Annotated in this window: 1 pseudogene; it reads left to right on the top strand. The window is 67.8% G+C overall.

Annotation, left to right across the window (positions count from 1 at the left end):
* A pseudogene (locus JFY56_RS24225) lies at positions 1-292 on the top strand (hypothetical protein); the annotation flags it as partial.

The raw sequence follows: 292 nt of genomic DNA, 5'->3' as shown, positions 1-292 counted from the left end.
CCATCGCCATCGGTAAAGGCGCTACTGCCGCCACCGCCAACAGCGTGGCGCTGGGCGACGGCGCGACCACTGCCGCGGCTGTGGGCACGGCTTCCGCCAAAATCGCGGACACCACCTACAACTTCGCTGGGGCTGTCCCGACCGGCACCGTGAGCGTGGGCAAGACCGGTGCGGAACGCACCCTCACCAACGTCGCCGCCGGCCGCCTGAGTGCGACCAGCACCGATGCGGTCAACGGTTCGCAACTGTTCGCCACCAACCAGGAGGTTACCAACCTCGACGGTCGCGTTGA

It is taken from the genome of Pseudomonas schmalbachii, from assembly GCF_017589465.1.
GTDB lineage: Bacteria > Pseudomonadota > Gammaproteobacteria > Pseudomonadales > Pseudomonadaceae > Pseudomonas > Pseudomonas schmalbachii.
This window is presented reverse-complemented; position numbering and strand designations above follow the sequence as displayed.